The sequence below is a fragment of the Streptomyces sp. NPDC107471 genome (assembly GCF_055582845.1).
In genome coordinates this window covers 269,399-292,442 of sequence record NZ_JBVJPC010000011.1, presented here as the reverse complement: position 1 = coordinate 292,442, position 23,044 = coordinate 269,399, and the positions used below count along the sequence as shown (strand labels likewise).

Below are 23,044 nucleotides of genomic sequence, written 5' to 3'. Positions count from 1 at the left end.
GCGCCGACCTCAAGGGCTTCACGGAAAGAGAACTGATCCATGGACATCCTGCTCATCGCCGGCCTGTGGCTCGACGGATCCGTCTGGGACGACGTCGTACCCGTGCTCGAAGAACTCGGCCACCGTCCCGTGGCGCTGACCCTGCCCGGTCAGGGGGACGGAGCGGGGTCCGCCACGCTGGACGACCAGGTGGCGGCGGTGCTCGCCGCCGTGGACGCGGCGCCCGGCAAGCCCATGGTGGTCGGGCACTCCGCCGCCTGCACCCTGGCCTGGCTCGCCGCAGACGCCCGGCCGGAGCGCGTCGCCAAGGTGGCCCTCATCGGAGGCTTCCCGTCCGGCGACGGGCAGCCGTACGCCGACTTCTTCGAGACGAAGGACGGCGTGATGCCCTTTCCCGGCTGGGGCCCGTTCGAAGGACCGGACTCCGCCGACCTGGACGAGGAGACGCGCAACCGCATCGCCTCGGCGGCGATCCCCGTGCCCGAGCAGGTGGCCAAGGGGACGGTACGGCTGACGGACGAGCGGAGGTTCGACGTCCCGATGCTGCTCGTGTGCCCCGAGTTCACCCCCGCCCAGGCCCGCGACTGGATCGACGCCGGTGACGCACCCGAGATCACCCGCACCAGGCACCTCGACTTCGCCGACATCGACTCGGGCCACTGGCCGATGATCACCAAACCGCTCGAACTCGCCCGCCTGCTGTCCGCGGCGGCCACCGACGCCTGATCCCCGGACCTGGTCCGTCCCCTGGACGCCTGCACCTGCATCGACATCGGATGCGTGCGCGTTCGGCGCTCAGCCATCCATGCCGGCGTCGCATCGGAAGGTGCGGCCCGGCATTTGTGCAGGCGGGCACTGCCGAGCCTGACGGCCCCCGTAGGCTGCCCCGTGGCTCGGCCTAGTCACTGGGGCAGGCCCGCCTGGGGGTGATTCACCTGATAGTCCGTCATGGGTCCGTGGCCGGACCGGCAATGGCCCGGCGTGTGGGCAGGGTTCTGGGGATGGTCGCTGTCGCGGCCGCCGCTCTGGCTGCGCTGTTGTTGTCGCCGTTCGTCCTGCAGGACATCGCCGGTTCCAAGGGGGTGGACTGGAACAGGCTGAGTCAGATCGGCGCCTCGTACGGCTTCACTTCGGCGATCGTCTCGGCGCTCGCGTTGGCCGGTGTCGCCGGTTCGCTCATGGTACAGAACCGGCAGGCCAGGGCGGAGCAGGTGCAGGGCATCCGCAGCTACTACCTTGAGCTGGTCCGCCTCGAACTCGACGACATGGCGCTCTACCAGCCTGTCTGGGGCGGCACGGACATCGCCGACCCTGATGACCGCAAGCGACATGTCTATGCCGACCTCATGATGAACTACGCGTGGATGGGCTACGAGATCGGAACCATCCGCGAGCCCCTGCTGCGGGACATGCTGGCCGGGATGTTCAGCGGGGAAGCAGGCCGGCACTACTGGAGCAGGGCCCGAGCCTCATGGGCCGTCAGTTCGTCCGGCAGTCGAGTTGGTCGTCGCTTCCTGGCCGTCGTGAGCGAGGAGCATGCCCGCGCCGTCGCCGCCGGACCGCCGGCGCGCGCGGCCGTCACCCCGAGCCCGCCCGCAGTGACCGCCGCGGGAACCGCGCCTGCGTGGCGGACAGCAGCCGGTGCCCTGGTCGGTCTGGGTGCGGGCTTGGCGTTCGGATCGTTTTTGCGCAGCCGGCGCTGACGTAGGTGCCAGCGGTGGGGGCATCCGCCCCCACGAAACTGTGCGCCGACCGTCGACGGGCGAGTCGTCGTTATACATTCTTTCAACAACGATGTCCCCAGACACGCCAGAGACAGCCGCACCCGGGGTGGTGATCGGTGTGAACGACGAGTCTCGCGGCGCCTTCGCGGCCCGCGCCGTCGGCCTTGTCGGGATCGACGTACCGGAGGTCGGCGACCTGCCGGCCGCGCTCGCCCGCGCCGCGGTTTCGTGCGTGGGCGATGCCGCGGCGCACCGCGCCCTGGCGCACGGTCAGGAACAGTTGCGCGACGGACCCGTGGCGGACGCCTGCTCGGCGCTGCTGCGTGCCGCCGCCGGGCTGCGTGACACAGATCCCGTCGCGGCCCGCCGCGCACTGGTGGCGGCGGCGTCGGCGGCCTGGTCGGCCGGTGACCATGACAGCTACCGGCGTATCTTCGCGGTGGGTCCTTGTCACGCATGCGGTGCGGACTCCGCGTCGACGCCGTGCGCCAGGGGATGCCCGGAGGCGGCGTGGCGGGACCACCGGATCGGGATGAGCGCGGTGGCGGAGGGTGATTTCGAACGGGCCACCGCGGTCCTGGAGCCCCGGCTGCACCAGGTCACACCCCGTGCGGACACGGACGAACTCTGCGGCGCCGGCAGTACGGCCCTCCTGCTCGGGCGACTTCCGCTCGCGCGCCGGCTCCTGAGCCTCGCCCTGGCATCCGCGCGCTCGGCGGGAGCGGAGACCGCGGTGCCCGGCATCATCGCGCACCTGGCCTGCGCCGAACTCCGGGAAGGCCGGCATCCCCAGGCCCGCGCCCACGCGGAGGAAGGGCTGGTGCTCGCCCGCCGACTCGGGCAGCGCAACGTCGCCGCCGAACTCTCGGCCGTACGCGCCCTCGTGGTGTCCATCGCGGGTGACCTGCCCACGGTCCGCGACCAGGTCGCGGAGGTCCTGGCCGTCGCTCAGCCGCATGGGCTCGCGCAGGCCGCGTTTCTCGCCGAGTGGGCCCAGGCGCGTGCGGAACTGGGAGCGGGCAAGGTCGAAGGAGCGGCCGCCCGGCTCGCTCCGCTGGTCCAACCCGGCGCCCGGCAGGGCCACTTCGGGCTGTGGTTCCTGGCCGTGCCGTGCTTCGTCGAGGCGTGCGTGCTGTCCGACCGGGTCCTCGACGCGCCGGAGATGGTCGACCTGTTCGCGGTATGGGCGGATCTCGGTGCAGACCCGCAGGCCCCGGCGCAGTTGGCGCGGTGCCGTGCTCTCCTCGCACCCGCGGACCGCAGCGAGGAGCTCTACCGCGCCGCGCTCGCCCATCACGAGCAGGCGTCAGGGCCGTACGAACACGCGCGCACCCATCTGGCCTTCGGCATGTGGCTACGGCGTCGACGGCGGCCCACCGAGGCCCGGGACCAGTTGCGGGCCGCGCTGGTCGGGTTCGAGCACTGCGGCGCGGCCCTGTGGGCCAAGCGGGCCGGTGCCGAGCTGCGGGCCGCCGGTGAGGCGACCGGGACCGGAGAGGCGGGGGTGCTGTCCTCGCTCACACCGCAGCAGGTGCGCATAGCGCGGGACGTGGCGCGCGGCGCGACGAACAAGGAGATCGCCGCGGAGCTGTCCATCAGCATCCGCACCGTCGAGTACCACCTGCGCAACGTCTTCGCGCAGGTGGGCGTCCGGTCGCGCACCGCTCTCGCACACCTGCTGGCGAACGCCGACGAGGATCACGACCGAGGGTGGGAGCCGGCGTAGCCGGGCTGAGGACCCGGAGCGTACGCCGGTCCTGACCGAGAGTCCTGAACGTCCCACGGTTGTAAGGCCGTTGAGGGGGCGTACTCCGTTGTGACCGGCGATCTCGCAGGTGCGGCATGGTGCGGGTGGGTGCCCTGGGGATGACTGGTGATTCCACTGATGACTGACTTTTGGTCAGCTCCTACGTTGTTCCCCGCCGGATGACTCGTGTCACGTCCACGGGCTCGACACCGCCTCTCCCTCGGCGGTCCCCGTGTGGCCCGAGGGCGCCGGAACCCTCACCCTCGAAGGAGCCGTGATGAGCCTCGATCCAGAGATCTCCCGCCCCACGCCCATCCCGCACCGCCACCGGCGCCGCCGTTTCGGGCGCCTCGGCACCGGCCTCGCCACGGGCGCCGCCCTCGTCGGCCTGCTGACCTCGCTGACCGGCGGAGCCCAGGCGGCCGACAACCCGTACGAGCGGGGTCCGGCGCCCACCACGTCGAGCATCGAGGCCAGCCGGGGCCCCTACGCGGTGTCGGAGACCAGCGTGTCGCGACTCGCGGTGAGCGGGTTCGGCGGCGGCACCATCTACTACCCGACGAGCACCGCCGACGGGACGTTCGGGGCGATCGCGGTGTCACCGGGATTCACCGCCTACCAGTCCTCGATCGCCTGGCTCGGTCCGCGGCTCGCCTCCCAGGGCTTCGTCGTCTTCACGATCGACACGCTGACCACCTCCGACCAACCGGACAGCCGCGGGACGCAGTTGCTGGCCGCACTGGACTACCTCACGCAGCGCAGCACGGTCCGCGGCCGCATCGACGCCAGCCGCCTCGGAGTGATGGGCCACTCCATGGGCGGCGGCGGCACCCTCGAAGCGGCCAAGTCCCGTCCCTCGCTTCAGGCCGCCATCCCGCTGACCGGCTGGAACCTGGACAAGACCTGGCCGGAGGTCAGGACTCCCACCCTGGTCGTCGGCGCTGACGGCGACACCATCGCTCCGGTGGCCACGCACTCCCAGCCGTTCTACTCGAGTCTGCCGTCCTCGACCGACCGCGCCTACATCGAACTGCGGGGGGCGACCCACTTCACGCCGAACTCGTCCAACACGACGATCGCGAAGTACAGCATTTCCTGGCTGAAGCGGTTCATCGACAACGACACCCGCTATGAGCAGTTCCTCTGCCCGATCCCGGCCGTCAGCCTCACGATCGCCGAGTCCCGAGGCAACTGCCCGCACACCTCCTGACCGCCGGCCCCGGCCTGCCGGGACTGAGCGCACATGTGGCCCTGACCGGAAACCCGGTCAGGGCCACATGTGCGCGCCTCAGCGTGTGTGTCCTGGTGATCAGGCCGCGACGAGTTCCTGCTCGCGTGCCGGCGTCAGAACCTCGGGCTTCTTCCTCTTGTTCGGCAGCGAGAGCCGGAAGACCTTGCGCCAAGCCGAGAACACCTGCTTGGGCAGCGGCCCGGTGACGTACTCCAGCTCGTACTTCTCGAACAGTGCGCGCACCTTCACCGCGACCTCGGCGTACCGGTTGCTCGGCAGGTCCGGGAACAGGTGGTGCTCGATCTGGTGCGAGAGATTGCCGGTCATGAAGTGCATGGCCTTGCTGCCGCTGATGTTCGCCGAACCCATCATCTGGCGCAGGTACCACTGGCCGCGCGTCTCGCCCTTGATCGACCGGCGCTCGAAGACCTGCACGCCCTCGGGGAAGTGCCCGCACATGATCACCGAGTGGGACCAGAGGTTGCGGACCAGGTTCGCGGTGAAGGTGGCGGCGAGGGTGGGGAGGAACGACGGGCCCGACAGCAGCGGGTGGACCACGTAGTCCTTGAGTACCTGCTTGCGGATCTTGCGGCCCACGGCCCTGGCCTGCGCGCGGAACTCCGGGTTCTTGCGTCGGCGCTTGTTCAGATTCCGGCCGAGTTCGAGGTCGTAGGCGGCGATGCCGTACTCGAAGAAGCAGGCGTTGAGGAAGTTCCACAGCGGCTGGCCGAGGTGGAGGGGGTGCCACTTCTGGTCCTCGTCGACGCGCATGATGCCGTAACCGAGGTCGTTGTCCTTGCCGATCACGTTGGTGTACGTGTGGTGCAGCTCGTTGTGCGAGTGCTTCCACTGGTCGGCCGGCGAGACGTGGTCCCACTCCCAGGTGGTGGAGTGGATCTTCGGGTCCCGCATCCAGTCCCACTGCCCGTGCAGGATGTTGTGGCCGATCTCCATGTTGTCCATGATCTTCGCCACGGACAGACCGGCGGTGCCGATCACCCAGGCCGGCGGGAACATCGAGAACAACAGAACGCCCCTGCTGACCAGCTCAAGCTTGCGCTGCGCGGCGATGACCTTGCGGATGTAGGCGGCGTCCTTCTCGCCACGGCTGGCGATCACCTCGTCACGGATCGCGTCCAGCTCGCGGCCGAGCTCCTCGATCTGCTCTGCGGTCAGATGGGCGGTGGGGTCGATGGCGGTCAAACTGTTCCTACCGTTCGATGTCGCAGGGGCCCGCCGCGGCGGACACGCAGGTCTGGATGAGGACGCCCGGCTCGGCCTCGGTGATCTCGCCGGTGCGCAGGTCACGGACGGCGCCCGCCTTGAGCGGCGAGACACAGCCGAAGCAGATGCCCATGCGGCACCCGGAGGGCATGAGCACACCGGCCTCCTCGCCGACGTCCAGCAACGGCGTGGCGCCGTCCGCGTCGACCGTCCTGCCGGTGGTGCTGAACGTGACCTCGCCGCCGTCACCGGCGACGACGATGCTGGGGCGGAAGCGCTCGATGTGCAGACGCTCCGGGACGCCGTGGTCGCTCCAGTGTTTCTCGGCGGCGTCGAGCAGGCCCGTGGGCCCGCAGGCCCAGGTCTCGCGCTCGGCCCAGTCGGGCACGAGTTCGTCGAGGCGGGTGATGTCGAGCGTGCCGTCCGTGTCGGTGTGCACCTCGGTGAGCCGCAGCTTCTTGTCCGCGACCAGGTCGTGCAGTTCGTCGCGGAAGATCACGTCCTGCGGCCGTGGCGCGCAGTGGACCATGACGACGTCGTCGAACTCGGTGTCGCGCAGCATGCCCATCACGGGTGTGATGCCGCTGCCGGCCGTGAGGTAGAGGACCTTGGCGGGCTTGGCGTGCGGTAGAACGAAGTCACCGGTCGCCTGGTCGAGCTGGATCAGCGTGCCCGGTCGCGCCCTGCGGACCAGGTGGGTGCTGACCTTGCCGTCCGGGATCGCCTTCACGGTGATCGTGACGCGGCCGTCCTGGCGGTTGGTCGGCGAGGTGAGGGAGTAGGCACGCCACAGGCGCACCCCGTCCACGTCGATCCCGATCCGTACGTACTGACCTGCCGTGTGGCCGCGCCAGCCCCGCCCCGGTCTGATCACGATGGTCGCGGCGTCGCCCGTCTCGGGGTGCACGGCCTCGATGCGACCACGCAGGTCAGCGCCCGCGCGCAGCGGGCTGACCAGGTCGAGGTAGTCCGACGGCAGCAGCGGCGTCGTGACCATCTCGAGCAGTTTCCACGCCCTGCTGCGGAGGGCTGTACTCGTCATGACTCCAGCTTGCTGCGCCCTGCGCGTAAAGTCCTGACCGCAGGATGTGAATCTGGTCAACCGAATTGTTCGCAGGGAACAGATATGAGCCATGCAATCCAGAGGGCCAGCGAATTGGCCCTGGACGAGAGGACCGTCACCGCACTGCGGGCCGCGCTGAGAACCACCGCCGACGAGGTCGTCCAGGCGATCATCGACGAGGTCCCTCCCTACGCCAACGCCCTTTCGGGAAGCATGGGCGGCACCATCCGGCGAGCCGTCCGCACTGCCCTCGGGCACTACCTGGACCTCGCGAGCGGCAAGGCCACCGGCGGTGACGCCGGGGACGCGGCCTACGAGCTGGGCCGCGGCGAGGTCCGTGACGGCCGGTCCATGGACGCCCTGCTCAGCGCCTATCGTGTCGGCGCCCGCGTGGCCTGGCGATGCCTGGCGGCGGGTGCCGTACCCGCGGGTCTGCCCGCCGCCGAGGTCGCCAAGTTCGCCGAGCTGACCTTCGCCTACATCGACGAGCTCTCGGCCGCGAGCGCCGCGGGCCACGCCGACGAGCTGGCCGCCCAGGGCCGGGCCCAGGAGCGCCATCTGGAACAGCTCGCCCGCGACCTGCTCGCTGGCGCGAGCCCGGACGTCCTGCTCGTCTCCGCTCAGCGGGCCGGGTGGCAGCCTCCGGTCACGCTGACCGCGGTCCTGCTGCCCGCCGCCCAGGCACGGCCCGCCTACCGCCTGCTCGATGCGAGCACCCTCGTCCTCGACGATCTGCCGGACGCCTTCGGGGTGCTGCTCGTTCCCGATGCCGACCGATCGCATCTCCTGCGGCAGTTGACCGACCGCACCGCCGTGGTCGGCCCGGCCCGGCCCTGGACCCGTGTCTCCGCCTCGTACGCGCGAGCCGTACGCGCGCGCTCCCTCTCCTCCGACATCCGCGACACCGAGGACCACCTGCCCGAGCTGGTGCTCAGCGCCGACATGGACGCGTTCGCGGACCTGCGCGCCCGAGTGCTGGCGCCGTTGCGGTCCTTGCCCGCCGCGACCGCGCGGCGGCTGGAGGAGACCTTGCGGGCCTGGCTGTTGCACCAGGGCAGGCGCGACGAGGTGGCGGCGGCACTGTTCGTCCATCCCCAGACCGTCCGGTACCGGATGGCGCAGGTGCGGGAGCTGTTCCCGGATCTCGCGTTGCCGGACCGGGTCCTTGAACTGACGCTGGCGGTCGGTCTTCGGAGCAGTTGAGCGTTCTTCCCGGCCGGGGCGGGCTCGGTTCTCGTCGAGCCCGCCCCGGTTCCTAGTGAGCGTTGCACCTGTCCCGGGCTGTCACCGCTGGAGTGTCAGCAGACCCGGACGGTAGGGCAGGAGACCGTAGTCGCCGCCCGAGCTGGGGCTGCGCCCCTGGTAGAGCAACTGCAGATTGCAGGGGTCGACGGTCATGGTCTGGTCAGGGCTGGTGCGGATCAGTTCGCCGTGGCTGATGTCGTTGGTCCAGGTGGCGCCGCTGTTGGCCTTGCCGGCGAAGGGATTGCTCTCGGTCGCGGCCTGTGGGGTCCACGAACCGTTCAGGCTGGTGGCCGTGAACGAGCGGAAGTACCGGCCCTGCGAGCCGATCGCCTCCACGATCATCAGATAGCGGTTCTGGCCCTGCAGCTTGTAGACCTGCGGTGCCTCGAACAGGTTGTTCGTCGTGTCGCTCATGACCACGGTCGAGCTCGCGCCGAAGCTGCCCGGGAAGTTACCGATCGGCATGCCGGCCCGGTAGATCTTGCCGTTGTCACCGGCGAAGAACAGGTACATGTTCGTCCCGTCACCGATGAGCGTCTGATCGATGGGGCCTGTTCCCGAGCCGGAGATGCTCCCGGAGAACAGCACCTGTGGGGACGACCAGCCGTTGGGGTTGGTGGGGTCGCTCGACGTCCGGTAGGAGAAGGCGGTCCCGCCCCACTGGTAGGCGAGAACCCAGATGTTCTTCGGGGCGAAGTAGAAGAGCGTCGGCGCGACGGTGGACGAGGACATCGCGTTCTGGCCGGCCGAGGCCATCTCCGACCAGTTGGTGAACGGGCTGAAGTTCATCGAACCCCAACTCGTACCCGTGTCATGGGTCGTCGCGTACACGAGCTGCTTGCCGTTGTAGGGGACGACGGTGAAGTCCTTGAGGGAGACCCACCCGGACCTGGGCTGCGCCAGCGCGCCCGTCGACGACCAGCGGTACGTCGACGGAAGGTCGCACGCGCCGGGGGTGTCGGCGCCGACCTTCACGAGCTGCCACTGCTGGTTGGTGCCGCCCCAGTCGTCGTACTGGACGATGTTCGCGTTGTCGGCGGTGGAGGCGCCCTGTACTTCAAGGGCCTTGTTGCTGTGGCGCGCGATGAGCCGCACATAGCCGTCCGAGCTGTCGGCCAGCCGCCACTGCTGGTTGGTGCCGTTCGAGTCCGCCCACTGGACGACGGAACCGCCGTTCGCCGTGGACCGGTTGTACACGTCCAGCACCTTGCCCGAGAGGCGGGACTTGATGCGGTAGTAGCCACCCCCGGAATCGACGAACTGCCACTGCTGCTGACTCTGGTCGTTTCTGGCCCACTGGGTGATCCGGGCGCCGTCGCTGGTCGCCAGGTTGTAGACGTCCAGGGCTTTGCCGCTGTTGCGGTTGACCAGCACGTACGAGGCGTTCGGGTCGACGCTCGCCGCGCTGGCGGGTTGAGCGCCGAGGAAGGTGGCCACCAGCAGCAGCGGCGCGAGGACGGCGAGCACGCGTCTGAGCGGGACCGTGGAGGGGTGGCGTAACCACATGTGAGGGGCCTCCTGGGAGCGGAGCGAGGTGGCGCCGTCGAACCGCGGAGCCGCCGCGCGGGGCAGGTGAACCGCCCGAAACATTCGAGCGGTTCCTGGAACCTTCGACGGCACAAGCTAGAAATCAACAGCCTCTTGGTCAAGGTCTGTCACTGCTCTGGCTGCAATCGATCGCTCGCTCCTGGCGCGTGGTGAGCCGCTCTTGTCCGAAAGGCCCCAGGTCAAGCCGCAGCAGGCCGAGCCTTCGACGGCCCCCGCACGGAGAGCGATGGCTCCAGAGGGTCCCTGCGTAAGCCTGATGGCTTTACGAATGTTTCGAAGGATTGATGGAAACTTTCCTGGCTCCATCTATTGACGATCCACCGTCAACCCTCAATCATCCTCCAGAGGGTCGGCAATTGTTCGATATTTCGGATCGCATCGGCCGTGAGGAACGCCGTGCAGTGCGCCACCCCCTTCGACGTTTGCGCTCCAGTCATTCCGTGTTGTCTAACTTGGAGGCACCGCAATGGGCATGACTGCCCTTCCCAGATCCGTCCGCCAGAAGATCCGCAGTGTGCTGATGGTGCTGCTGACCGGCATCCTCAGCACGGTTGCCGCAGTGGCCACGCAGCCGACCGCACACGCCGCCGAGAGCACGCTCGGTGCCGCGGCAGCGCAGAGCGGCCGCTATTTCGGCACCGCCATCGCCTCGGGCAAGCTGGGCGACTCGGCCTACACGACGATCGCCAGTCGTGAGTTCAACATGGTGACGGCCGAGAACGAGATGAAGATCGACGCCACCGAACCGCAGCGGGGCCAGTTCAGCTTCACCGCCGGTGACCGCGTCTACAACTGGGCCGTGCAGAACGGCAAGAAGGTCCGCGGACACACCCTGGCCTGGCACTCGCAGCAGCCCGGCTGGATGCAGAGCCTCAGCGGCAGCACCCTGCGCCAGGCGATGATCGACCACATCAACGGCGTGATGAGCCACTACAAGGGCAAGATCGCCCAGTGGGACGTCGTGAACGAGGCCTTCGCCGACGGCAGTTCGGGAGCCCGCCGCGACTCCAACCTGCAGCGCACCGGCAACGACTGGATCGAGGTCGCCTTCCGCACCGCGCGCGCCGCGGACCCCGCCGCCAAGCTCTGCTACAACGACTACAACGTCGAGGACTGGACCTGGGCCAAGACCCAGGCCATGTACTCCATGGTCCGGGACTTCAAGCAGCGCGGTGTGCCGATCGACTGCGTCGGCTTCCAGTCGCACTTCAACAGCGGCAGCCCCTACAACAGCAACTTCCGCACCACCCTGCAGAACTTCGCCGCCCTCGGCGTCGACGTGGCCATCACCGAACTCGACATCCAGGGCGCCCCCTCCACGACCTACGCCAACGTGACCAACGACTGCCTGGCCGTCTCGCGCTGCCTCGGCATCACCGTGTGGGGTGTGCGCGACAGCGACTCCTGGCGATCGGAGCAGACGCCGCTGCTCTTCAACGGCGACGGCAGCAAGAAGGCTGCCTACACGGCCGTCCTCAACGCGCTCAACGGCGGTACCACCACGCCTCCCGCTGATTCCGGGCTGATCAAGGGTGTCGGTTCGGGCCGCTGCCTTGACGTCCCCAACGCCAGCACCACCGACGGCACCCAGCTCCAACTGTGGGACTGCCACACCGCCACCAACCAGCAGTGGACCTACACCACCGCCGGCGAGCTCAGGGTCTACGGCAACAAGTGCCTGGACGCAGCCGGCACCGGCAACGGCACCAAGGTCCAGATCTATAGCTGCTGGGGCGGCGACAACCAGAAGTGGCGCCTCAACTCCGACGGCACCATCGTCGGCACCCAGTCCGGTCTCTGCCTCGACGCCGTCTCGGCCGGTACCGCCAACGGCACCCTGATCCAGCTCTACTCCTGCTCGAACGGCACCAACCAACGCTGGACCCGCTCCTGACGAATCGTGCGCACCCCGACGGCCACGGAGATGTGGCCGCCGGGGTGCGCCGCATCACGTCGGCGCGCGAGCCGATCGACTTCACTGCCGTGGTCGGCCGCACCTGGGACCTCTCCGCCGCCCAACCGCCAGGCGTCAGCGGGCGAGTGACGCCGCGTCGCCCAGGACGGCGACGGGATGGTCCGCGGGGTCGAGCGCGCGCAGCAACTGCTTCATGTGGGCCTTGGAGAGGCTGATGCAGGCATGGGTGGGGCCGCCGTGGTCCACGTGGATCCAGATGCCGCCGCCGCGGCTCTCGCCCAGTGGCTTGGTGCCGTCCATGGGTGATGTGCCGGGCTGGCGGTTGTAGTTGAGGGCGACGACATAGTCGAAGGCTCCGGCCAGTGGCTCCCCTTCGAAGCCGGTGCCACTGACCGAGAAGGCACCGGACCGGTGGTAGGGCAGTCTGGTGCCGGGGTCGGCCAGTCGTCCGCCGGCGTCGGTGAGACCGAACACCCCTATGGGGCTGTGCAGATCACCCGCGTAGTGCTCGTCGGTCCAGCCCTTGTAGCCGTTGTGGGCGGCCCACACCGCCCCCTGTCGCCAGCCTCCGTCGACGCGTTGCCAGAGCACGGCTTTTGAGGACGTCGAGTCCTTCGCGGCTCCCGTGACGATCAGCACCTGATGGGCATCGGCCGGGATGCGTGCCAGGGTCTTCGGGCCAAGTCCCGGCAACTGGGTGGGGAGTTGAGGCCGTGACTGGACCGTCACCGATGGGGCGGCGGAGGCGGGCACCGGTTCCCCGGTCGCCGTTGCGGCGGGCTGCTCGGTGTCCGCGGCCCGGGTGTGGGCCGCGTGGGTGTCACGCTCGGCCAGGTGGTGGTACGTAGTGACTCCCAGCGCGGAGACGACGAGTGCCGCGGTAGCTGAGAGACAGGGCCTGTGCAGGCGCATGGGCGGGTATCGGCTTTCTCGGGAGGTTCGAGGAGCCCGCGGTGGGCTGGTAGGCCGGGTGGTGCAGTGAGGTGCACGGCGGGGAGAGGCTCCGGCCACACCACCGGAGCCGCGGCCTCGAAGGCGGCCGCGGCCCGGCGATGACTGCGCGCATCTGCGCGAGTGGGGGTGTGCCCGGCTCAGTCGCGGGCGTTCTTCGGCACGGTGATCTGGTGCTCGCCCCAGCTCATACGGCTGGTCGCCTGGTAGTTCACCACGGTGCCCGCCTTGAGGCCGGCCTCCCGGGCCCTGGCCGAGGGCTCGACGAGCAGGAGTTCGTCGCTGAGCATGTCACCGGTGGAGGCGTCGATGACGAGCCGCTGCTTCGTGGTCCCGAGCGGCGTCCGGTAGGTGTCGGGGAACTCGACTCCCACACCCTCGCGCCCCAGCGGGTCGGTGACATTGCCGACGACCCGGACACCGGGCAGGTCCGCCATCAGCCGGTACGCCGCCGCGCGGACAGCCGGCTTGACCGGCATCGTGACGAGGTTGCCCGCCTGCCGCAGGATCCAGGCACTGCGGTCGGACCCGGCTCCCTCGGTGCCGTTGCCCCGGGCGTAGAGCTCCTCCAGGTGGCGGCGCAGTCCTTCGCTGGTGGCGGGCAGCGCCCGGAGGTCCTTGTAGGAGACGTTGTCCGGTCCGACGGCGTAGATCTTGCCGCCCTGGTCCGTCCGCATGACCGTGGGCCGACCGGCCCCCATCGTGAGGGCGAGGGAGTGCGTCCCGGTCGACTGGCCGACCTGGAGCTGCACCGTGCGGGGCGAACCGACGGCCTGCCAGGTCGACTTGTCCGCCGCGGTCCGGGGCTCGGTCCGGGAGTCCAGGCCGGTGACCATCAGACTCTTCGTCCCGGGCCGCACACCCACCGACCAGTTCTCGGTCGACGAGCTGCGCACGGCGAAGAGCCGCCCGTTCACCTCGGCGACATCCACGTACTGCGCCAGCGTGGTGGTCTGCCAGTACGTCCCCTGCGCGGGCGAGGCCTCCGCCTTCCTGGCCGCGCTGAGCAGTTCTATACGGCCGTCGACCCGCAGGCCCGGGGCCGCGCCCGGCGACCGGGTGCCGACGGAGGCCCGCGGCTGCGCCGTGGCCCCTTCGGCCGGCGCCTGTCCGTCGAACGAGTTCACGGACACCACCACGGACGCCGCCACCGCCGCGAGCGCGACCGCCCCCGCTGGACGGAGACGCAGGGACCGGCGTGCCGCACGGCCGTCCAGGGGCTGGGCGACGATGCGCGCCAGGTCCTGTCGTTGCCGCGCGGGGTCGGTCAACCGGGCCGGGTCCAGCTCATCGGGCCGCGCGTCGGCGAGCACCCGCATGACGTCAGGTCGCTTGGATCGATCCTGGGAGTTTTTCACGCGGGTGCTCCTTCGCAGTGCGGTCGGGTGGTGTCTGCGGCGCGGGCCGGCGCCGCCTCGGACGGATCGGGCTCCTGTGCCGCGTCCAGTGCCTTCTCCAGGCGGCGGCGCGCACGGTAGAGACGAACGGCCAGCGTTGCGCTCGTGCAGTTCAGGACGGTCGAGGCTTCCTTCGCGCTCAGGCCGTGCCAGGCGATCAGGGTCAGCAACTCCCGGTCGCTCTCCGGCAGACTCGCGAGGGCCTGCAGTGCGATGTGCCGGTCGGTGACCATCGCCGCCACGTCACCGGACTGGTCGTGGGCGCCGCCGGCCAGGCGCTGAGCCTCCTCCGCGGCAAGGAGGTACCGCAGGGCGTCACGGCGGCGCATCTCCCGTACCAGGTTGCGGGCCACGCCCAGGAGCCACGGCAGGGTCGGGTGGGGGACGTCGTCGTGGATCCGTCGCCAGGCGATGGTGAACGTCTCGCTGGTGATGTCCTCACCCACCTCGCGTCCCACCAGGCTGGTGGCATAGGCGAGGACACGCGGGTGGCACTCGTCGTAGACATGGTGGAAGCGCTCGGCAGGTGTCACGAGCACCCCCTCATCTCGGCTTTCATACCTGGAAATGTCGGCAGCGGCCCGCTTCTTACCTGCCGGGGAGAAAAACCTTGGGTGATCGGCATCACACCTTGGCAGACGTGGTGCGACAGGACCCCGGCGAACAGGGGCAGACGGGCCGCCAGGCGGGATGCCTGACGACCCGCGCCCACGTCACGGGTGCCGGCCCGTGATCAGGACGCGCCGGCTCGGGACGCGGCGGCCGCGGCGAGAGTCTTCAGCGCGGGCCAGTCCACCCGCGGACGGTCCAGGTCGTGCTTGCGGAGGTAGTGGTTCGTCGCGCGGCGGGCGGTACGCAGGGTGCGGAGGCCGCCGTCCCCCGACGGCTCGACGACCCGGTGCGGCACCAGCAGCCAGCCGCCGTCGCCGGACCGCCGCAACTCGCCCCGCACCATGGCGTTGTACAGATCGGCGAGGCGGTCGTCGTGGCGGTGCACCAGCAACGAGGCGGGCCCGGCCACCACTTCGCAGTCCGGGGTGGGTTCCACCCGATACCCGTCGGGTGTCGCCCGGACCGGCGTCCGCATGAGCAAGGGAGCACCGGAAGCGTCCCTGGCCCCCAGCACGGCGGTCGGGAGGCGCGCGAGGATGTCGGCGCCGGGCAGGGAGAGCCCCGTGTCCGCGGCGAGGCGCCGGTCGTCGGGCTGCCCGGACAGGGGCGGGCGTGTGGTCACGTCCGTGGGTGTGACGGTGATCAGCAGCCGCAGGTAGTACCAGTCCATGAGCCAACGGGCGGGCGGATCCACGTAACGACGGCTGTCGGGCTGGCGGTCGAAGAGCATGGACCAGTACGCCTCGTCGCCGGACGGCGAGGTGACGATCTCCTCGGGGCACACCGCCGTACCGGAGACGAACACCTGCTCGGCGCCGTCCAGTCCGCTGCCGGTGGGGTCGGAGAACAGCAGGGCGACCCTGCTGTCGCGACGGACATTGAGGGCCTTCTGGGCGAAGGCGAGACATGTGGTGACGAGGAACGTGTCGTCGTCACGGCGAAGTGTGGCCGTCGGCCAGACGATCGGTGTGCCGTCCCGGGCGAGGGTGGCGAACTCGCAGGTGCGGTAGGCATCGACGGTCTTGGCAACAACGGAGTCCAGTGGCACTGGGTGGGCGACCTGTCTGAGTCGAAGGGGACGGAGAGGGGAACGCGAACGCTCCCGTCACTGAAACGGCACCGGCGCCGTCCCGGGTTCACGGAGTGGACGCCGACGTGACCGGCGGAGTGGTGCGGGAACAAGTCCCGCACCACTCCGCCGGTTTGGAGTCACGGTGTCGTCAGCGCAGGGTGTACGCCGTGGGGATGGTCTGCCGAACGGTGTTGCCCTGGCTGTCGGTCGCGCTGATCCGCAGGCCGACTCCCTTGCCCGTCCGGTCCCGTCCCGGGCTCCTGATCACCGTGGTGAAGGTGTTCTTTCCGGCCGCCTTGGTGGTCGCGGGGTGCCAGGTGGCGCCCCCGTCGAAGGTGGTCTCCGCCTTCAGTGAGGTCACCTTGGGTGTGTCCGAGAGGCGTTCCTGGTAGTAGCCGACGACGGTGACCTCGTGGGCCTGACCGGCCTTGACGGTGTTGTCCAGGGCCAGGCCGAAGTCGTAGCGCAGGAAGATCAGCGGCTCGGGGCGGCAGGCGGCCTCGTTGCTGCCGACCAGCTTGCCTATGCAGGGGCTCAGCGTGGAGGTGTCGTCCTTGGTCGCCGTGGCCGAGTTGTACTGCCACACCGTTTTGACGCCCTCGGTCTCCGTCTGGAACGTGTACCGGGCCGACCGCGCCGGCAGGTCGTACGAGACGAGGTCACCCCCCTTGCAGCCGGTGAGGGCGAGCAGCGCCGCGGCCGCGAGGATCGTCAGGGCACCTCTGCGGCGCCGCGTCGTGGGCACGCGGGTGTTCATCGTGTCGGTCTCCTGTGCGGTGTCGAGTGCCATCAGAAGGGCACGTCCTGGTCCGGCAGGGGCGTGGTGTGCCGCTCGAGCTCGCTGCCCGACGCGTCCTTGAGCGCGAAGTCGCAGATGTAGTCGAGGCTCGGGATGGTCGGGGACGGAGAGGTGCCGCACGAGGCGGGAGCGGTGAACTCGTGCGAGACCGTCCCGTCGCCGACGATGCCGATCAGGGCCTGGCGTCCGCCGCCCGCGCTCGTCAGATAGAGCGTGGGGTAGAAGGTGTCGCCCTGCCGGCAGCCCGCGCAGGGTCCGGTCTCGAAGCCCAGACCGGAAGCGGTCCGCGTCGCGGATGCGGCCCCCGGCACGGCAGGTCCGGCGTTCCAGTGGATCGTGTCCCTGCCGGTGGGAACCAGTTCCCTGGTCTCCAGGCGGTTGTGCTTGATGAAGAGGTCCGCACCGGCCTCGGCCCAGGCTGTCATGAACTGGCTGACGGAGTCCTTCTGCCGCTGGAGGAAGACGGTGCTGATCTGCTGGGTGACCTGCTGCGGCAACGGCACGGTGGAGTTGCCGGCCATGCCCTGCGTCATCCGGTTCCAGATCAGCTTGTACACGTCGGCGGGCCGGTCGGAGTGGTAGGCGAGGTCGACGCGGTCGAGGTCGTTCCTGCCGAGCCGGTAGCTGGTCTTCTCGACCGCCCCCGACTCCCGGAACGTGGCGGCGTACGTCCTCGGCGCGTCGGTGCCGGCCAGTTTGATCCGGGTCTTCGTCCCGTGGGCCCTGATCCGCCCGATGAGGGCCTGGGCGTCGGCGTACGGGACGCTCACCACGGGCACCGCGGCGTACGGCTGGACCACCGGGCAACTCTGCGGCCCGGCCGGGCACAGGTCGCCGGCCGAGGAGACGCCGAGCGAGGCGAGTCCCGGTGCCGCGACCAGTACACCGACCGCGCCGGCGGAGGCGGCGGAGGCCACCCGCTTGCCCTGGAGCTCTGTGTAGTCACACGTGTTCTGGCAGACATCGGTGGGCGTGATCAGTACGAGCTTGCCCCGCACGTCGACGTCCGCGAGTTCGGCGGCCGACCCGGAACCGGCGTACACCACCGGCAGGTTGTCCTTGAACGGGAGGCGGGGAATCTTGATCGAGGCCTGCCGGGTGCTCGGCTCACCGTCGTCACCGAGCCACGCCTGCGTCTGGGGCAGTGCCGCATCGGGGACCACATATCGGGCGGGAAGATTGGAATCGGCGCCGCCGCCGGTTGCGCGGAGGGTGACGACGGGGGTGGTCGCCGATTGGTAGATCTCGTGGGTGAGGGTCCCCTTGCTCACTTTGCCGGTGGGCAGAATCCACCAGTTCGGTTCGGTGGCCCGATAGGAGAAGGCCATGGAGGTGCCCGTTTCCCATGCTCCCGTCTCCGAGACCCGGGTGACGACGTCAGTGCTGTCGTACGTCTGGGTGGCCTCCGGGTACGTGATCGTCAGAGGCTTGGCCTTGCGCAGGTCCAGCGTGACCGTCGTCGGCCCGGTGACCTTCACCTCCGGCGCCATCGGCGCGGCCTGCTGGAGGTCACCGGCCGCGTTCCGCCAGGTCACCGGCACATCCACCGTGAAGGTGCCGCGGAAGAAGTCCTCGGTCAGGTCGCCCTTGGGGACCCAGCCGACCGGGCCCGGGTGGAGGTAGACCTGGTTGTCGACCGGGGTGAAGGTGGCCACGCCGTACTGGACGTCGGTGGCGCCGGCCGGAAAGACGACCTTGAGGGTGACAGGGAACTTCTGGGCCTCCAGGAAGGTGTGGATCCGTCCGTTGAGCTCGATCGCGCCGGAGTCGCCCCGGGCATGGAGCAGCCCGTTGTACGACCCGTGCGGATCATCGGCGTTCAGGACCCCGCCGTCGAGGGTGACCGGCACGTCGGCGGAGCCGCCCGCGGGCACGACCACCGAGTCGGCCCCCAGCGTGAACAGCCCGGTCTTGGCCGCTTTGCCGTCGGCGAAGGAGCTGGACAGCGACAGGTGCAGCGTGATCGCTTTGTCGGTGTGGTTGGTGTAAGTGACGTTCTTCGTCACCGCCGACTGCGGGAACGCCAGCCGGCCGAAGTTCAGCGTGCCCTTCGTGACCACGTCCGGATTGGTCGCGGTCGAGAGGTCCACCAGACCGGTTCCCTGGGCGTAGATGTTCTGTCCCAGGTCGGTTGCGGTGCTCATCAGCAGCGCCTTGATCTGCTGCCCGGTCAGCTCCGGGTGCTGCTGGGCGACGATGGCCGCGGCGCCGGCCACATGGGGCGTGGCCATCGAGGTGCCGTCGGACGCGGTGTAGTACTGGTCAACGGGCTCGCCCATGGACGTGCCCGCGGCGCGGGCGGCGACGATGCCGACACCGGGTCCGGAGATGTCGGGCTTGGCGGCGCCGTCCCCGATCCGGGGCCCGGTGTTGGAGAAGACGGCCACCTCGTCGTTCGCGTCGACGGCCGCCACGGTCAGGGCCTCGTCGGCGGAGCCGGGGGCGAGCACGTGGGGGTCGCTCAGCGAGTGGTTGCCGGCGGCGACCACGAACAGGGTTCCCGTTTCGCGGCTGAGTGCGTTGAGCGCCTGGCTCTGCGGGTCGGTGCCGTCCGTGGGCTCGCCGCCCAGGCTCATGTTGACGACCTTGGCGCCCGAGTGCGCCGCCCAGTCCATGGCGGCGAGGATCGCGTCCTCAGGACACTGCCCCTTGTTGTCGCAGACCTTGCCCACGAGCAGTTTCGCGCCGGGTGCGACGCCCTTGTGCAGCCCCTTCGACGCGGCGCCGCTGCCCAGGACCGTGGAGGCCACGTGAGTGCCGTGCCCGTGCCCGTCCTTGGGACCCGTGGGGCTGCCGGTGAAGTCGACCGCCTCGGCGATGCTTCCGGCCACGTCCGGGTGGGTGGCGTCGATGCCGGTGTCCAGCACCGCCACCTTCACGCCGGTGCCGTCGTAGCCGCGCGACCAGGCGATGGGTGCGTCGATCTGCGACACCGACTTGTCGAGGTCGATGTGGGACAGGCCGTTGAGCCAGACCTTCCTGACCCCGGCGAGGGAACCGGCGGACCGGGCGGCGGCCGGGGAGGAAGCCCTCTTGCCCCGTACCTCCCGCCACCACTGTCCGTGCTCGTCGATCTTCAGTGAGCGTCCGTTGATGCTGGGCAGGGCCCGGCCGCCGGAGGCCCCGGGGACCTTCCGCGTCCTGTGGGCGGACGCGGAGGCCGAGTCGGTGTAGCTCACGAGGACCGGGACCGTGTCGTTGCGGCCCGCCGCGGCGAGCGTCACCAACTCGCTGACGTCGAAGAGCGACCAGTCGAGCAGTCCCTGGCTGACCAGGGCGAAGGCGTCGTCAGGTATGGCGTATGTCGTGCCCTGGCGGGTGAGTATGTGCAGCACGGCCGGCAGGCCGTCGGCCCGCGGCGCGCTGTCGGTCTGGCGGACCACCGGCTTGCCCGCGGCGTCGACGCTGACCGTCAGCGTGTCACCCGTCACCAGTTTGATGGGGAGGGAGCCGCCGGCCGCTGCGACGGCGCGAGCGAGAGGGCTGTCTGCGGTCTTGCGCGCTGTCTCGGTCGGGGAGACGCCGGTTGACGGTGTCGGGGAGTCCGGGCCGGTGGCGTGGGCCGTTGTCGTCGGGGCGAGCAGGCCGAGGACGGTCAGGCCGACGGTCACCGCGCCCCGGCGTCTGCGGCCGCTTTTTGTTGGGCGTGAACTCATCTACGAGTCTCCCTTGTGAGGAACGAGGCGGACATGAGGGCAGGTGGGTGCGGGCGACGCCGTGCGCCACGGGTGCGTGGCCGGGTCGCCTTCTTCTGGTGGATGTCGGTGGCTCAGCGGGTGGCCCTGGGACGTGTGGGCGAGCGGTTCGGCACAACTCACCGCCCGCTGACGGCAGGAGGCCCGCTGGGTCAGAGTTCCGGGCCGGGACCGTGGTCCGGGTGGCTGAGACGGGCCAGACCGCCGGAGGGCACCGGGAGGACCGACGGCCCGGACGCCACCTCCGCGAGCGAGCGGTGGGTACAGCGGCCCCGCGCGTCCCAGATCTCCAGCCGGACGCTCATCGGGAGCGAGTCGTTGACCAGCAGCGGCGCACTGTCGTCCGCGTTGGCGATCAGGACCTCACGCCACGGTCCCTTCGGCAGGGTCACCGCGTGCGGCGCGTAGCGGGCGACGACATGACGGTCGCCGTCGTGGGCGGCGACCAGCGGGTAGAGCAAATCGGGCCGCTCGGGGAGCAGTTCGCCGTGGAGCAGCGTCTGCCGGTGCACCCGCCAGACGCGCATCCAGAACTCCAGCGCGTCCGACGCCGCGTCACCGAGCCGCAGGAGGTCCACGGAGACCTGCGGGACCCCGAACAGCGTGTTGATCAGATGGTGTGCGACGCGCTCGGCGGTGTCGTCCGCGGCCCACATGACGGGGTCGCTGTGGATGGGTGTGCCGGGCCGCGCCAGACGCAGATCGATGATGCCGACCCGGTTCTGCGTCGCGCTCAGCGGGCAGTCGCCGACCCGCAGCATGGTGGCGAACCGGCCCACGGCGGGGTGGACGTACGGCTCCCGGAACTCGATCAGCGGCCGGGCCCCCGCCTCCCCGAGGGTGTCCGTGATCTCCTCCAGCAGTCGCACGGTCGCCGCCACGGGGGAGTGAGGTGACGGATCGTCGGGCACCGGTGTGCCGAACCGTTCGAGGAAGTCGAGCTTGACGCCGTCGGCGCCCGTCCTCAGCACGAGATCGCGGACGCGCTCCACGAGGTGGCGCCGGGTGGTGTCGTCCCGCGGGTCGAGGACCGCGGCGTCGAGGGCCAACTCCTCGTAGCGCGTGACGAGTCGGGCCGCTCGGGCCTGTGCGCCGTGGCCCAGGAAGGGGGTGCCCACCCACCACATGGTGCGCAGGCCCCGGGCGCGCGGTTCGGCGACCATGCCGGCCGGGTCGGGGAACTTCTCCGCGGCCGGCTCCCAGTCGCCGCACGAGCCGTAGCCGCGGGCCTGGGACATGGTCTGCCAGCCGTCGTCCACGATGACCACGCCGAAGCCGAGCGCGGCGGCCCGGTCGGCCTGGGCCAGCACTGCCGCAGCCGTGACGTCCTGGTGGGCGAAGTACCAGGTGCACAGCACCGCGTCCTCCGCGCCGGGTGCCACCGCCCGGCCGCCCTCCCGTTGCAGCCAGCGTCCGGTGTCCGGCACGGCCTCCGCGAAGGGGCGGCCGGAGACGTCGAGCAGCAGCCGGATCTCCTCGCCCGGCGGCGCGTCCTCGACGGTCACCATGACCGCGAACTCCGCGCTCTCCTCGACGAGTCCGGCCCGTACGGAGGTGCGGTGGCTGCCCGCGTCGAGCGCGTAGACCAGGGCGGTCAGGTCGTGGCGTACGAGCAGGGCCCCGACGGGGAGGCCGGCGAGCGCGGTGGTGTCGGCCGGGTCGCTCCAGGAGGGCGGGATGGTGGCGTGCGGCTCGGTGCTGCCCGGCCGCCACCAGGTGACCGCGTCCGCCGCCGGGATCAGGACAGTCAGCTCCAGCGCGGCACCAGTGGCGCGGAACGAGACCTCCCACCCCCCGTCGAACCTCTCGGTCGCCTGGGCGGTGTCGGTCGTCTGGAGCCGAAGCCCGCGCGCCGCCGCGGTCGCGCCCAGGTGGACGGGGTGCTGCGGGGCGGCGTCGTCCCGGCCGGGCACCCAGAAGGACGCCGGGGCCGGGGATCGAGTGTCAGTCATTTGTTCCCAGAGAAGGAGATGCCGCCGATGATGTGGCGTTGGGCGAGGAAGAAGATCAGGACGCAGGGCAGGGTCACGACGAGGGTCGTGGCCATGAGCAGGGGCGTGTTGGTGCCGTTCACCGACTGGAATCCGGCGAGTGCCAGCGGCAGCGTCTTCCACTTGTCGTCGGTGAGGTAGATCGCGGCCTGGAGGAAGTTGTTCCAGTACGACATGAACTGAAGGACCGCGGTCGCGATCAGCACCGGGCGGGACAGCGGGAGGTAGACCGACCACCAGATGCGGAACCATCCGGCGCCGTCGAGGATGGCGGCGTCCGTCAGTGACTCCGGGAGGCGGAGGTAGAACTGGCGGAACAGGAAGATGAAGAAGGGCGAGCCGAAGAAGGTGGGCAGGATGATCGGCCACAGCGTGTTCATCATGTCGAGGTTCTTGAACAGGATGAACTGGGGGACGATCGTCACCTCCTGCGGCAGCAGCAGGGTCGCCAGCACGACCCCGAACAGCAGGTTCGAGCCGCGGGCCCGGATGCGCGCGAACGCGAAACCCACCAGCGACGACGAGTAGACGATCGCGACCACCGGCACCAGGGTGCTGAGCACCGAGTTGCGGAAGTACCGCCAGAACGGGAACGAGCCGAGGCCGCTGGAGAAGTTGGACCACTGCCACTGCACGGGCCACAGGGAGATGCCCCCGCCGGCGACACCTTCCGGTGTGCGCAGCGCCGTGGCGATCATCCAGAGGAAGGGGTAGACGAACACGACCGAACCCACGACGAGGATGGCGAGCGCGGTGTAGCGCGCGGCCCGCGTCCCGTCGTTCCGCGATCGCCGGGCCTGTGCGGCTGGTCCGGTCCGTTCGTGAGACAC

General features: G+C 70.0%; 17 protein-coding genes. 6 read left to right on the top strand and 11 right to left on the bottom strand.

Annotation, left to right across the window (positions count from 1 at the left end; genetic code table 11):
- Positions 1–39: 39 nt before the first annotated feature.
- From ACZ66S_RS33045 to bdeA, 4 genes are all read left to right on the top strand, one after another.
- A complete protein-coding gene (locus tag ACZ66S_RS33045) occupies positions 40–726 on the top strand; it encodes an alpha/beta fold hydrolase (RefSeq protein ID WP_469905239.1) in 687 nt (228 codons plus the stop codon).
- Between the two features lie 275 nt (positions 727–1,001).
- A complete protein-coding gene (locus ACZ66S_RS33040) occupies positions 1,002–1,703 on the top strand; it encodes a DUF6082 family protein (protein WP_469905238.1) in 702 nt (233 codons plus the stop codon).
- A gap of 139 nt (positions 1,704–1,842) precedes the next feature.
- The gene (locus ACZ66S_RS33035) at positions 1,843–3,450 is read left to right on the top strand and encodes a LuxR C-terminal-related transcriptional regulator (RefSeq protein ID WP_469905237.1); all 1,608 of its coding nucleotides are present in this window, start codon (positions 1,843–1,845) and stop codon (positions 3,448–3,450) included.
- A 298-nt stretch (positions 3,451–3,748) separates the two neighbouring features.
- A complete protein-coding gene (bdeA, locus tag ACZ66S_RS33030) occupies positions 3,749–4,681 on the top strand; it encodes a bis(hydroxyethyl) terephthalate hydrolase (RefSeq protein ID WP_469905236.1) in 933 nt (310 codons plus the stop codon).
- Between the two features lie 99 nt (positions 4,682–4,780).
- Here the strand turns inward: bdeA and ACZ66S_RS33025 are convergent, their stop codons facing one another.
- Together ACZ66S_RS33025 and ACZ66S_RS33020 are read right to left on the bottom strand one after the other, a co-directional pair.
- Complete coding sequence (locus tag ACZ66S_RS33025; RefSeq protein WP_469905235.1) at positions 4,781–5,905, bottom strand: fatty acid desaturase family protein; 1,125 nt, start codon at positions 5,903–5,905, stop codon at positions 4,781–4,783.
- A gap of 7 nt (positions 5,906–5,912) precedes the next feature.
- Entirely contained in the window at positions 5,913–6,968 is a 1,056-nt protein-coding gene (locus ACZ66S_RS33020; RefSeq protein WP_469905234.1) for a ferredoxin reductase, read from the bottom strand.
- A gap of 84 nt (positions 6,969–7,052) precedes the next feature.
- On the opposite strand from ACZ66S_RS33020, the gene ACZ66S_RS33015 reads away from it, so the two are divergent.
- Positions 7,053–8,192, top strand: coding sequence for a PucR family transcriptional regulator (locus ACZ66S_RS33015; protein WP_469905233.1), 1,140 nt, complete (start codon positions 7,053–7,055; stop codon positions 8,190–8,192).
- A gap of 81 nt (positions 8,193–8,273) precedes the next feature.
- Here the strand turns inward: ACZ66S_RS33015 and ACZ66S_RS33010 are convergent, their stop codons facing one another.
- The gene (locus ACZ66S_RS33010) at positions 8,274–9,740 is read right to left on the bottom strand and encodes a non-reducing end alpha-L-arabinofuranosidase family hydrolase (protein WP_469905232.1); all 1,467 of its coding nucleotides are present in this window, start codon (positions 9,738–9,740) and stop codon (positions 8,274–8,276) included.
- Between the two features lie 508 nt (positions 9,741–10,248).
- Here ACZ66S_RS33010 and ACZ66S_RS33005 point away from each other — a divergent pair.
- On the top strand, positions 10,249–11,676 hold the full coding sequence (locus ACZ66S_RS33005; RefSeq protein WP_469905231.1) for an endo-1,4-beta-xylanase: 1,428 nt from the start codon (positions 10,249–10,251) through the stop codon (positions 11,674–11,676).
- A 135-nt stretch (positions 11,677–11,811) separates the two neighbouring features.
- On the opposite strand, the gene ACZ66S_RS33000 is transcribed toward ACZ66S_RS33005, so the two are convergent.
- The 8 genes from ACZ66S_RS33000 to ACZ66S_RS32965 all read right to left on the bottom strand — a co-directional run bounded on the left by ACZ66S_RS33000 (position 11,812) and on the right by ACZ66S_RS32965 (position 23,044).
- A complete protein-coding gene (locus ACZ66S_RS33000) occupies positions 11,812–12,609 on the bottom strand; it encodes a L,D-transpeptidase family protein (protein WP_469905230.1) in 798 nt (265 codons plus the stop codon).
- A gap of 179 nt (positions 12,610–12,788) precedes the next feature.
- Positions 12,789–14,006: a CU044_5270 family protein gene (locus ACZ66S_RS32995; RefSeq protein ID WP_469905229.1), complete on the bottom strand. Its 1,218-nt coding sequence runs from the start codon at positions 14,004–14,006 to the stop codon at positions 12,789–12,791.
- Complete coding sequence (locus ACZ66S_RS32990; RefSeq protein ID WP_469905228.1) at positions 14,003–14,578, bottom strand: RNA polymerase sigma factor; 576 nt, start codon at positions 14,576–14,578, stop codon at positions 14,003–14,005. Before ACZ66S_RS32990 ends, ACZ66S_RS32995 begins: the two co-directional genes overlap by 4 nt.
- A gap of 200 nt (positions 14,579–14,778) precedes the next feature.
- Positions 14,779–15,705 carry a pyridoxamine 5'-phosphate oxidase family protein gene (locus tag ACZ66S_RS32985; RefSeq protein WP_469905227.1) on the bottom strand — a complete coding sequence of 309 codons (927 nt, stop codon included), beginning with the start codon at positions 15,703–15,705 and terminating at the stop codon, positions 14,779–14,781.
- A 172-nt stretch (positions 15,706–15,877) separates the two neighbouring features.
- Positions 15,878–16,519 carry a hypothetical protein gene (locus tag ACZ66S_RS32980; protein WP_469905226.1) on the bottom strand — a complete coding sequence of 214 codons (642 nt, stop codon included), beginning with the start codon at positions 16,517–16,519 and terminating at the stop codon, positions 15,878–15,880.
- Positions 16,519–20,184: a S8 family peptidase gene (locus ACZ66S_RS32975; protein WP_469905225.1), complete on the bottom strand. Its 3,666-nt coding sequence runs from the start codon at positions 20,182–20,184 to the stop codon at positions 16,519–16,521. Before ACZ66S_RS32975 ends, ACZ66S_RS32980 begins: the two co-directional genes overlap by 1 nt.
- Positions 20,185–20,375: 191 nt before the next feature.
- Positions 20,376–22,175: an alpha-amylase family protein gene (locus tag ACZ66S_RS32970; RefSeq protein WP_469905224.1), complete on the bottom strand. Its 1,800-nt coding sequence runs from the start codon at positions 22,173–22,175 to the stop codon at positions 20,376–20,378.
- Entirely contained in the window at positions 22,172–23,044 is an 873-nt protein-coding gene (locus tag ACZ66S_RS32965; RefSeq protein ID WP_469905223.1) for a carbohydrate ABC transporter permease, read from the bottom strand. The genes ACZ66S_RS32970 and ACZ66S_RS32965 overlap by 4 nt, the downstream gene beginning before the upstream one ends.

Bases quoted from the DNA above. Each gene is read 5' to 3' on its own strand.
- ACZ66S_RS33045 (WP_469905239.1), top strand. From the start codon at position 40: ATGGACATCCTGCTCATCGCCGGCCTGTGGCTCGACGGATCCGTCTGG.
- ACZ66S_RS33040 (WP_469905238.1), top strand. From the start codon at position 1,002: ATGGTCGCTGTCGCGGCCGCCGCTCTGGCTGCGCTGTTGTTGTCGCCG.
- bdeA (WP_469905236.1), top strand. From the start codon at position 3,749: ATGAGCCTCGATCCAGAGATCTCCCGCCCCACGCCCATCCCGCACCGC.
- ACZ66S_RS33020 (WP_469905234.1), bottom strand. From the start codon at position 6,968: ATGACGAGTACAGCCCTCCGCAGCAGGGCGTGGAAACTGCTCGAGATG.
- ACZ66S_RS33015 (WP_469905233.1), top strand. From the start codon at position 7,053: ATGAGCCATGCAATCCAGAGGGCCAGCGAATTGGCCCTGGACGAGAGG.
- ACZ66S_RS33010 (WP_469905232.1), bottom strand. From the start codon at position 9,740: ATGTGGTTACGCCACCCCTCCACGGTCCCGCTCAGACGCGTGCTCGCC.
- ACZ66S_RS33005 (WP_469905231.1), top strand. From the start codon at position 10,249: ATGGGCATGACTGCCCTTCCCAGATCCGTCCGCCAGAAGATCCGCAGT.
- ACZ66S_RS33000 (WP_469905230.1), bottom strand. From the start codon at position 12,609: ATGCGCCTGCACAGGCCCTGTCTCTCAGCTACCGCGGCACTCGTCGTC.
- ACZ66S_RS32980 (WP_469905226.1), bottom strand. From the start codon at position 16,519: ATGGCACTCGACACCGCACAGGAGACCGACACGATGAACACCCGCGTG.
- ACZ66S_RS32975 (WP_469905225.1), bottom strand. From the start codon at position 20,184: ATGAGTTCACGCCCAACAAAAAGCGGCCGCAGACGCCGGGGCGCGGTG.
- ACZ66S_RS32970 (WP_469905224.1), bottom strand. From the start codon at position 22,175: ATGACTGACACTCGATCCCCGGCCCCGGCGTCCTTCTGGGTGCCCGGC.